Raw genomic sequence first — 11382 nt, 5'->3', positions numbered from 1 at the left:
TGGGGATCAGCTGCTCAGGTCAGGACGCTGGGTGACGCGGATGGCGTTGACGAGGGTCTTCTCGGCGCCGGTGGCGACCAGCCGGACGTTCAGCTGGCCGTCGGAGACGGTGACCGTGAAGGACTTTGTGAGCGCCCGGTAACTGCCGCCGGTCACGGCGACGATGTCGAGGTCGGGCAGGCGGACGGAGCCCTCGGCGAGGATGTCGGTGAGGCGCTGTCCGGCCGTGACCTTGCCGAGCTCGGCGAAGTCCAGCTCGACCTGGTAGGTGCCGTTCGGCACCTGGTCGAAGCGGTATTCGAGGGCGCCTTCGCGGGCGGTGCGCAGCAGCTTGTCGTCGGTGGTGTCCTCGATGGCGTTGGTGGTGCTCACCTTCGTGGACTGGCCGACGAAGCCGTACGAGCCGGCCGTGTACTTCTGGTCCGGGGTCCAGGCGTCGGACGCGGAGTCGGTGTAGGCCTTGGCGCCGCCGGCGTCGATCGCCGTGCGGTAGGAGGGCACGGACACGGTCACCGGAATCCTGATCTCCGGGGCGCGGCCGGTGTCGGAGGCGACGACGACGGTGCCCTTGAGGGCGGTGCCGGGCGCCACGCCGTGCGTGTCGAAGGTCAGGACGACCTTCTGCTCGCCGCCCTTGGCCAGCTGCCCCTGTGCGGGTGCGGCGCTGAACCAGGAGGCGCCACTCGCCTCCGTGACCGTGTAGCCCGTTTCGGAGGCGGAGTTGGCGAGGGTGAGGGTGCGCTGACGGCTCTCCTCGGCGGGAACGACCACGGTCGTCGCGGTCGCCGGGGTGGCGGTGACCTTTGCTGTGGCCAACGCGGTGGAGAACTGCTCGGTGGAACCGGTCGCGAGTGCGACGGTGCGGCTGCCCGCCGTGTAGTGCGCGGCGGTGACGGTGACGTCGTAGTCGGTCTTGTCGCCGGTCACCGGCGTCTGTACCAGGTAGCTGCCGTCGGCCGCCGTGGTGCCGGTGGCGACGGGCTCGCCGTCACGCGAGACGGTGACGGTGGCCCCGGCGAGCGCCTTGGAGTCGTTGCCGTCGGTGACGGTGCCGGTCAGGGCCGCGCTGCGGGTGGGCCGGAACTCGACCGCGAGGCCGTCGCTCACGGACGCCTCGTTGTACGAGTACTCCAGCGCGTCGGTGCCGTCCGCGTTCTCGGCGCCGATGGTGGCGCCCGAACCCTTCGCGTAGTTGCCGCCGACGGGGTTGCGGTAGTGGAAGGAGTACGTGCCGTCCTCACCGATCACCACGGAGAAGTCGAGCCTCTGCGTGCGTGCGGCGGACGTCACCGCGTTGCGCCACTCCACGACGATCTCGCGGTGCGGGGCGGTGCCGCGGGCCGACCAGTAAATGTCGCCGTCGTCGTTGGCCAGCTGGAGGTTGTCCCAGAACGCGTAGAGCGAGCCGTTGGGGAGTCCCGGATAGGGGACGGTCCGGTTGGCGCTGAGGCTGCTGGACGTCTCGAAACTGAGGTAGCCCTCGATGTTGGCGCCGGCCTGCCGGTACGTCTTGCCGTACAGCGCCACCGGGAAGGGGAACTTGACCGTGGGCGAGCCGTCGTAGTCGCTGCTGGTGCTGAGCTTGGTGGCGCCGGAGGGGAACGCGGTGTCGTGCGTGGTCCGGCAGACGGTGCCGAACCGGTCGCCGCGGTTGGGCAGGGTGAGGTCCTTGCCGGCTTCGCCCGCGACGACCTGGACGCCGAACGATCCGATCGTGGCGCAGCGGGAGACCGGGGTGATCGTCAGCTGGTGGGCACCGGCCGGGAGCCGGAGCGCGTACGTACCGTCGGCCGCCGTCGTGGTGGTGGTGTCGGCGGGGGCACCCGCCACCACGATCTTCGCGCCGGCCTCGGGGCCGGACAGCGTGGTCACGGTGCCGGTGAGCGTGCCGATGGGCGCGAGGGCGAGGGCCAGGTCGCGGGTGGCGGTGGCGTCCTCGGTGACGGTGGCGGTGGATTCGGCGGGCGTGTAGCCGAACTTGGTGACCTTGACCCGGTAGTCGCCGACCATGAGCTTCGGCAGGCTGTACGTGCCGTCCGCGTGGGTGTCGGCGAGGGCGTTCATCGGGCCGTCGAGTTCCACGGTGGCGCCGGCCAGCGGTGCGCCGTCGGAGGTGACGGTGCCGGTGAGGCCGCCGAGCGGGCCGCGGGGGACGGATGCGACGGCCTCGTAGGCGTCGAGCCGGCCCTCACCGTAGACGTTGTTGTTCTCGGCGCTGCCGCCGCACGTGGTGTCGTCCACGTCGTGGGCGGTGCGGTCGAGGAGGCGTTCGGTGGCCGCGACGTCGCCCCGGATCGCCGGGGACGCCGCCCACATCAGGGCGACGGTGGCGGCGGTGTGGGGTGAGGCCATCGACGTACCGGACATGACGGCGTAGCCGCCGCCGGGGGCGGCCGAACGGACGTCGACGCCCGGGGCTGCGATGTCGGGCTTGACGGCACCGTCCTCGCCCGTGCCCCGGGACGAGAAGTACGCGATGTCGCCGACGCTGTCGAAGGCGCCGGTGGCGTAGCTGTTGGTGTAGGCGCCCGGGGAACCGGCGGTGGCGCAGTCGGGTCCGGCGTTGCCGTTGGAGAACGCCGGGAAGATCCCCGCGTCGGTCCACGCCTGGACCATATCCTTGTACCAGGTGTCGATGACGTCGGCACCCCAGGAGTTGTTGACGACGTCGGGGGCCAGGTCCGGGCGCGGGTTCTGGCCGTTGCGGTCGGTGGGCGCGAGGATCCACTGGCCGGCGGCCATCAGCGCGTCCTGCTCGCAGCCGAGCGGGGTGCACGCCTTGGCCGCGATCCACTGGGCGCCCGGCGCGACACCGATCTTGTTGCCGTCGCGGTCGTCCCCGACCATGGTGCCCATGGTGTGGGTGCCGTGCCCGTGGTCGTCACAGGGGGCGTCGCCCGAGCAGCTGGCGGTGGCGTCGAACCAGTTGTACTCGTGCTGGTACGTGCCGTCGGCCTTCAGGCCGCGGTACTTGTTCATCAGCGTCGAGTGCTGGTAGTCGACGCCGGTGTCGATGTTGGCGACGACGGTGCCGCTTCCGTTGATGCCCAACTCGTCCCAGACCTTGGGCGCGTTGATGCTGTCGAGGTTCCACTCGACGCCGTTGACCGTCGGTTCCTGCTCGGCGGGCAGTTCCTCGGGCAGCTGGAGCAGCTTGTCGGCCGCGATGGAGGCGACCTCCGGGCGGGCGGCGATCTTCTCGGCGAGCGACTTGTCGCCCGTGACCTTGAGGGTGTTGCTGATCCAGTACGAGGTGGAGTGCGCACCCGCCTTCTTCACCAGGGCCTCGATGCCGGCCTGGGTGGTGGTGGCGTGCCGCTTCCTGGCCGCGATGAGGGCCTTGTCCCGGCCCACCCGGGTCTTCGCCCCCTTCGCGGCCGAGGTGTCGGCCTTGGAGCCGAGCTGCACCCAGAACGTCGTGGTGTCCTTCTTGTCCAGCTGCCGGACCACCTCGGTGTCGGCCTTGCCCAGCAGCTGGGACGCGGGCGTCGGGGCCGGGTCCGCGGAGGCGGGCACCGCTGCGAGGAGCGGCACCCCCATGGCCAGGGTGAGCGCGGCGGCCATCAGGCCTTGCCGTCGCGCGAGTTGCTGTCTCACGTACGCACTCTCTTTCCAAAGGGTTCTCTTGCGGGGCCGGCACGGGTGCGGACCGGGCCCGGAGGCCCGTCCGCACCGCACCGGGGTTCGGGGTCAGCCCAGGTCGGGCCGGTGGGTGACGCGGATCGTGTTGACGAGCGGCTGGTCGGAGGGGCTCGCGAACCGCAGGTTGAGCTGTCCGTCGCCGACGTGGACGGTGAACGTCCGGGCCAGCGCGCGGTAGGTGCCGCCCGCCTCCAGGGCGATGTCGACGTCCGGGAGTTCCTGGACGCCTTCGGCGAGGACGTCGAACACCCGCTTGCCGGGCCGGGTGTTGCTCAGCTCGGCGAATCCGAGCTCCACCTGGTACGCGCCGTCCGGGAGACCGTCGAAGCGGTACTCGTACGCGCCCTTCGCGGCGCTGGAGTACAGCGCCTGGTCGTCGGTGCCGGCGATGGATTTTCGGGTGGTGACGGTTCCGGTGCGGCCGAGATATCCGTACGAGCCTTCGGTATAGGCCCGGTCCGGGGCCCAGGGGTCACCGGCAGAGTCGGCCACCGGTCCCTCGGCACCGGACCCGGTGTCGATCGCGGTGCGATAGGCGGGCACGGCGACGGTGACGAGGATGTCGATGGCCGGCGCACGGCCGCTCTCGGACGCCACCCGCAGGGTGCCGCGCAGGACGGAGCCGGGCGTGGCGCCCGAGGCGTCGAAGGTGACGGTCACCTTTTGTGGGGCGTCGGTGGCAAGCCGTCCGGCGGCCGGGGCGGCCTTCAGCCAGCCGGCACCGTCCTTCTCCGCGACGGTGAAGTCGGCGGCGAGTCCGGAGTTGGCGAGGGTGAAGGTGCGGGTGCGGTGTTCCCCCGCCGGGACGACGAGCTGCCAGCCGTCGTCGGGCGAGGCCGTCACCCGGCCGGTGCGCAGCGCGCTGTCGGCGCGCGAGACGTCGCCGCCACCGAGCGTCGCCGTGCGGGTGACGGCCTCGTAGTGGGGTGCGTCGACGCGGATCTCGTACGCGCCGGCGTCCTTGGCCGGGACCTGTACGAGGTACTGGCCGTCGGCGCCCGAGGTGCCGGTGCCCACCGTCGCCCCGTCGCGGCTGACGGTCACGCCGGCTCCGGCGAGGGCCTTGCCGTCGTTGGCGTCGGTGACCGTGCCGGCGAGGGACGCGGTCTTCCCGGGCCGGAAGGAGATGGTCATTCCGTCGCGCAGGGCGGTTTCGTTGCAGGAGTACTGGAAGGCGTCGGTGCCGTCGTGGTTCTCGGCTCCGACGGTGGCGCTGGAGCCGCGTTCGGCGGCGCCGTCCTCGATGTCCTTGTAGTGGAAGGTGTAGCCGCCGTCCTCGTTCATGACGGCGGCGAAGCTCACGCGCTGGGGCTTGTTGTCGCTCAGGAGCACGTTGCGCCACTCGACGACGAGTTCACGATGCGGCGCGGTGCCCCGGAACGCGGTGTAGACGTCGGAGGAGGAGTCCATCAGGAAGTTGTCCCAGAACGGGTAGAGAGCGCCGTTCGGGGTGCCGGTGAACGGCAGTTCCTCATTGATGTTGGTCGTGCTGCTGGGTCCGAAGGCGAGGACGCCCTCGACGGTGATGTTGGCCGCGGTGTACGTGTGGCCGTACAGGGCGACGGGGAACGGCAGATCGACAGGGGCGCTGCCCGCCGCCCCGCTGAGCGGCAGCTTGGTCTCACCGGTCGGGTACGGGACGCCCGCCACGACCTGGCAGGTGGTGCCGTAGCCGTCCGTGCGTACGGGCAGGTCGAGGTCCTTGCTGCTCGTGCCGTCCCCGACGGTGATCTGAAAGGCAACGGCCTTGGCGCACTTGTCGCCGGGTGTGACGGACACCTGGTACGTGCCGACGGGCAGGTGGAGGGTGTACGCGCCGTCGTCGCCCGTCGTCAGGGAGACGGGTGTGTCGGACACCGCGAGTCCGGCGCCCGCCTCGGGACCGCCCTTGACGCGTACGGTGCCGGTCACCGTGCCGGTGGGCGCGGCCCTCAGGTCGGCGTTCCGGGTCACCGTGCCGTTGGCGACGACGGTGACGGCGGCTGTGTCGGTGAGGTAGCCGTACCGCGAGATGGACACGGTGTAGTCGCCGGCCATCGTCTTGCTGAGCGCGTAGGTGCCGTCGTCGGCGGTGCGGACGCTCGCCTGCATGGGGCCGTCCAGGCGCACGGTCGCCATGGCGAGGGGCTTGCCGTCGGCGGTGACGGTGCCGGTCAGCGCGCCGAGCGGGCCGCGCGGGGTGGACATCACGGCCGCGTAGGCGTCCAGCTTGCCCTCGCCCCAGACGTTGTTGTTGGCCGCCGTCCCGCCGCAGCTCGGGTCGAAGGTGTCGACGGCGGTGCTGTCGAGCAGACGTTCCGTCTCGTCGACGTTGCCGCGGATGTCGGGCGAGGCGGACCACATCAGGGCGACGGTCGCGGCGGTGTGCGGAGCCGCCATCGACGTGCCGTTGAGGGACTGGTAACCACCGCCCGGCCAGGCGGAGCGGATGTCCACGCCCGGTGCGGCCAGGTCGGGTTTGATGCCGCTGCCCTCGCCGGCGCCGCGCGAGGAGAAGTCGGCGATGTCGCCGTTGCTGTCGAAGGCGCCGGAGGAGTAGGCGTTGTCGTAGCCGCCGGGCGAGCCGGTCGTCAGACAGTCCGGCCCGGCGTTGCCGTTGGAGAACGAGGCGAAGATGCCCGCGTCGCGCCAGGCCTGGACGGTGGCCTTGTACCAGAGGTCGAGTGCGGTGGTGCCCCAGGAGTTGTTGACGACGTCCGGGGCCAGGTCGGGTCGGGGGTCGGCGCCTGTCAGGTCGGTCGGGGCGAGGATCCACTGTCCGGCAGCGAGCAGCGCGTCGCGCGGGCAGGCGTTGTTCTCACAGGCCTTGGCGGCGATCCAGGTCGCTCCGGGGGCGACACCGACGGCGTTGCCGGTGCCGTCGTCGCCGGCCATGGTGCCCATGGTGTGGGTGCCGTGCCCATCGTTGTCGCACGGGCTGTCGCCGGTGCAGTCGTCCGAGGGGTCGAACCAGTTGTAGGCGTGGTCGTACGTGCCGTCGGCGCGGTGGCCCCGGTAGCTTCCGGCCAGGGCGGGGTGACGGTAGTCGACTCCGGAGTCGATGTTGGCGACGACGATGCCCTCGCCGTGCTTGCCGAGGTCGTTCCAGACCTTGGGGGCGCCGATCCGGTCGACGTTCCATTCCACGCCCTCGACGGTGTTCACCCGGCCGCCGGTGGTGGAGTGCGGGAGGACGAGCGGTTCGTCCTCCTCGATCGCGGTGACTTCGGGGCGCGCGGCGACCTTCCGGGCGAGGTCCTTGTCGCCGGTCACCTTGAGCGTGTTGGCAATCCAGTACGACGTGTAGGGCGCGCCGGCCTTCTTGAGCAGGGACACGACTGCGGCCTGACTCCGGCCGGCTTCGGCCTTCTTGGCCGCGATGACGGCGCGGCCCCGGTCGGCCTTCTTCTTCTCCTTGCGTGCGGCGGTGGTGTCGGCCTGCTCGCCGAGCTGGACCCAGAAGGTGACCCGGTCCTTGGCGTCGAGCTGAACGCGCACCGAACTGTCGGTCTTCTGTGCGTACGGGCTCGGCTCGGACGGGGCGGCGGCCGACGCGGGCAGCACCCCCATCAGTGGCAGGCTCATGACACCCGAGAGCAGGGCTGCGACGACGGCGCGCCGTCGTAGGGGGACTTGCCTCAACACGCACTCTCCTTCACAGGAAATCCGCACGAGGGCCGCGGCATGATCGCGCGGTGGTGACCACACAGCAGTATGGAAGCGGTACACCGCGTCACCGGGCTTGCAGGGCTGGCGAGTTGGCGACATGGCGCGCACTCGCCAACCGACCGTCCGGACGGGCACGGGAATGCCGCCGGGACGCCGGGTGCCCCCGGACGCGATGGCGTCCGGGGGCACCCGGCGGGGCGGGCCGCTCTCGTCAATTCACGGCGTACGCCCGGGTGATGGTCTGCTGCACCGAGTTGCCGTCGGCGTCCTCGGCGCCGATGCGCAGCGACACGAAGCCGGAGCCCTTGGGGTGGTGGGTGGAGACGGTGAACCGGCCGTCGGCACCGCCGACCACCCCCGCCCTGTGCCAGGTCGTTCCGTCGTCGTACGAGACGTCCGCCGTCAGCGTCCTGGCCCGCACGGGGCCTGTGGTGCCGGGCTCCTCGGTACGCACGGCGAAGCTGAACTTCTCGCCTGCGGGAGCACGGTTGAGCAGGTCCAGCGGCAGGTCGTAGTAGAGCTGCAGCAGTGGAAGCGGCGCGGTTCCGGAGGCCGGACGGGCCGAGGTGAACCGCCACTCCGAGTGTGTGTTCGTGGACAACTTCCAGTACTCGGCGGTGCGGGCACTGTCCATGACCAGGGTGTACTCGGTCGGCTCGGCGTACGGAGCGGGGAACGAGCCGGTGGCCGTGACGCGTTTCGCCAGCACCTCACCGTGCGCGGAGAGCTGGGTGGTGAACTTGTCGGTGACGTAGGAGTACACGCCGTCGTGCCCTGCCTGGGAGTCGGTCCAGGGAGTGATGGCCAGGTTCATCTGGGTGGCACCGCGTACCGGAACGTACTCGGGGTCGTTCTCGGGAACGGCCGGCCGGGCCACCTGCTTGAGCCAGTCCTCCTTGACGACCTGGCCGGGGCTGTAGTCGGTCATCGGGCCGCTGTAGTGGCTGCCCCATTCCTTGTCCAGATAGACGAGGTGACGCCACGTCACTCCGTTCGCCGACACCCATTCGGTGCGGTGGATCGGCGCGGGCAGGGGTCGCGGCGTGGTCCAGGAGGTGGCGATCACCTGGCCCGGCCGGTAGGCCCAGCGAAGGTCCTGGGCGGCGGGGTGCCCGGTCTGGGAGTGGTAGTCGGCCTCGACCCGGGCGGTGGTGGTCGTGTCGACCTTGAGCGTGGTGTCGTCGGGGATCTGTCCGTCCCACGGGAACAGCAGGTCGTACGCGTACCGGCTGTCGGCCTCCGCGGCGATCAGCAGGACCTGGTGTCCGGACGCGGCCTGCTGGGCCAGTGTCCGCCCAGGATCGGCGTCGAGCGTGAGAGCGGGCACCGGCAGGGTGGCCGTACCCGCCGAGGCGAGGTACCGGCCGGGCTCGGTGGTGTAGAGGATCACCGCCTTGGCTCCGGCCTTCGCCGCCGCCGTGACCTGGTCGGTGAGCGAGAGGTCCGCCGAGGCGCGGACCAGCGCGATCCTGCCGGACAGGTTCACTCCGGTGAGCTCGGCCGGCGAGGCGGTGCCGACCGGGACGACCCGGCGCAGCGAGACACCGTCCAGCTTCGGTGAGCCGACCACGTACTCCGGGCTGCGCACGGCTCCGTGTCCGACCGCGTCGATGCGGATCTCGGGGGTGTACATCACCCACTGGGTGAACAGGGTGAAGTTCTCGCGGGTGGTCTTCTCGGTCGGCAGCGCGTACACGTGGTCCACGTACTGGTCGAGCTGCGCGATCTGCGCCGCCGAGCGAGATCCGCTGGAGCGTTCGTACCCCACAATCAGGCCGCGGTGCTCGGCCGGGGTCGGTGTCTTGACCTTGATCTCCTTCGCGGCGGTGCCGTCGAGGGTGACCGTGCGGTCGCTGTCGACGACCATCTGCGGGTCACCGGCCAGCGTGAAGTCGATGACCTGCTTTCCCGCCTTGTCGAACCCGGCGAGGAAGCCCATCAGGCTGTACGTGCCCGGCTTCACGCGGAAGACCACGTCGCCCTTGGCGTTGAGGGGAAGCGTGGAGAGGGCGCCGGTGTCCAGGTTGTAGAGGCTCACGTCGCTGTTGCGGTAGGCGAGCTGCCCGGCGTGGTTGACGGCGTGCACGGTGAGGGCGACCACCCGGTCCTCCTTCACCAGACCGAACTCGGTGTGCACGGTGGCCGATCCGTCGCGCGCCTGGGCGGTCAGCGTCCCGCTGATCCGGCCGCTCGGTCCGGCCGCGGGATCTGCGGTGAGGCCGACCTCGGCGGTGCCGTGCGCCGGCACGGTGACGGTGTCGGCGGAAGGGGTCACCATGCCGGCGGGCAGCGGGGTGCCGAGGCCGTTGTCACCGCGTACGGACAGGTCGAGGATCTGCGCCATGTCACCGTCGTTGCGGTAGGTCACGGTGCGGGCGACCGGCTCGTTCGCCGCGCCGTACTTGAAGAAGCCGAAACCGACGGAACCGGTCGCGAAGAGCGTCCGGGCCGTTGTCCGGCCGATGTCCACCCGTCCCGCGCCCTGCTCGTATCCGGTGGCGCCCGCCACGGACTCGGAGGTGGACATCAGGGCGTCCTTCAGCCGCTGCGGCGACCAGTCGGGGTGCTGCTGGGCGAGGATCGCCGCCGCGCCCGACACGTGCGGGGTGGCCATGGAGGTGCCGCTGAGCGCCGTGTAGTGGTCGTCGACGATCTGGCCCTTTGAGGTACCGGCGGCGCGGGCCGCGACGATACCGACGCCGGGCGCGGCGATGTCGGGCTTGAGCGAGCCGTTGGTGAGCGGGCCCCGGCTGGAGAACGACGCGGTGGCGTCGTTGTGGTCGACGGCCGCGACGGCCAGGGCGGAGGGGGCGGCGGCGGGGTTGGAGACGGTGTTCGGCGCGGGTCCGTCGTTGCCGGCCGCGATGACGAACAGCGCGCCGGTCTCCGCAGTGAGGCGTTCGACGGCCAGACTGGACGGATCGTCCCCGTTGCCGGGGCCGCTGCCCAGGCTCATGCTGATCACCTTGGCACCGGTGTGCGCGGCCCACTCCATGGCGCCGATGACGGCGGACGTGCTCCCCTGGCCGTTCTTGTCGAGCACCTTGCCGACGACGAGCTGCGCGCCGGGGGCGACGCCCTTGTACTTCCCGCCGGAGGCTGCGCCGCTGCCGACGACGGTGTCGGCGACATGGGTGCCGTGGCCGTTGTTGTCGACCACCGACGCGGTGTCGCCCTCGGTGGTGAAGTTGCGGGACTCGACGACCTTGCCGCTCAGGTCGGGGTGGGTCGCGTCGATGCCGCTGTCGAGCACGGCGACCTTCACGCCCTTGCCGTCGTAGCCGGCCTGCCAGGCGGCCGGGGCACCGATCTGCGGGACACTCCGGTCGAGGGAGGCCGTCACCTTGGCATCGAGCCAGATCCGGGTCATCCCCCCGTCGAGCGCGGTCTTCGCGTCCTTGCTTCCGGGGCGCACCGCCTCGTCCCAGAACGTCCGGGCCCGCTTCTTGTGCGTACGGAGCGCGGCGGCGCCGAGGCTTGTCAGCGTGCGGGTGCGCGCGGCGCCGTCGGGTACGGCGGCACGGGCCGCGCGGGCGCCGGAACCGTAGGAGACGATCAGTGGCAGGTCGGCGGAGCGCGCGTCGTCGTACCCCTGCTCGACCAGGGCGCTGACGTTGAACAGCCGCGCGTCGACCTTGCCGGCGTCGACCAGCTCCTGCGCCTGTTCGGGGATGACGAACAGTCCGTCGGACGATTCGCTGATGAACGCGTTGTGGCGGACGGCGCCGCCCTCGGCGGGGACGAGCATCGCCGAGCGGCGGCCGTCCGGCCACTGGGTCAGACGCACCACGTCGCCGGTGACGAGCGTGACCTGATGCTCCGTGGGCTGCGCTGCTGGACCGGGGCTTTCGGGGACGTACGGGGTGGCCACGCCTGGCGTCTGGCCGAGGCCGCTCACGCTCAGGGCGAGGGCGGCGGCCGCCGCCAGCAGGGGGAACCGTCTGGATCCGGGCACGCGGGGCTCCTTGTCGACACGGGGGAAGTGCAGGGAGATCCCCGGAGCCTCGCGGATGCCCTCGCGCCACGACAAGGCGTACCGGTGGCGAGTGTGCGACAGCGTGCGTGCTGTCGGCGCTTCGCCATCCGGTGGAC

Annotated in this window: 3 protein-coding genes; all 3 read right to left on the bottom strand. The window is 71.2% G+C overall.

Annotation, left to right across the window (positions count from 1 at the left end; genetic code table 11):
- Window positions 1-6: 6 nt before the first annotated feature.
- The 3 genes from ACGFZA_RS09190 to ACGFZA_RS09180 all read right to left on the bottom strand — a co-directional run bounded on the left by ACGFZA_RS09190 (window position 7) and on the right by ACGFZA_RS09180 (window position 11245).
- Entirely contained in the window at window positions 7-3597 is a 3591-nt protein-coding gene (locus ACGFZA_RS09190; RefSeq protein WP_393678434.1) for a S8 family serine peptidase, read from the bottom strand.
- 93 nt (window positions 3598-3690) lie between these two features.
- The gene (locus tag ACGFZA_RS09185) at window positions 3691-7266 is read right to left on the bottom strand and encodes a S8 family serine peptidase (protein WP_393678432.1); all 3576 of its coding nucleotides are present in this window, start codon (window positions 7264-7266) and stop codon (window positions 3691-3693) included.
- A gap of 235 nt (window positions 7267-7501) precedes the next feature.
- The gene (locus tag ACGFZA_RS09180) at window positions 7502-11245 is read right to left on the bottom strand and encodes a S8 family peptidase (protein WP_393678430.1); all 3744 of its coding nucleotides are present in this window, start codon (window positions 11243-11245) and stop codon (window positions 7502-7504) included.
- Between the last annotated feature and the right edge of the window lie 137 nt (window positions 11246-11382).

The organism is Streptomyces sp. NPDC048211 (genome assembly GCF_043202315.1).
GTDB lineage: Bacteria > Actinomycetota > Actinomycetes > Streptomycetales > Streptomycetaceae > Streptomyces.
Note: the sequence above shows the minus strand (reverse complement) of the source record. Positions and strands in the feature narration are given on the sequence as shown.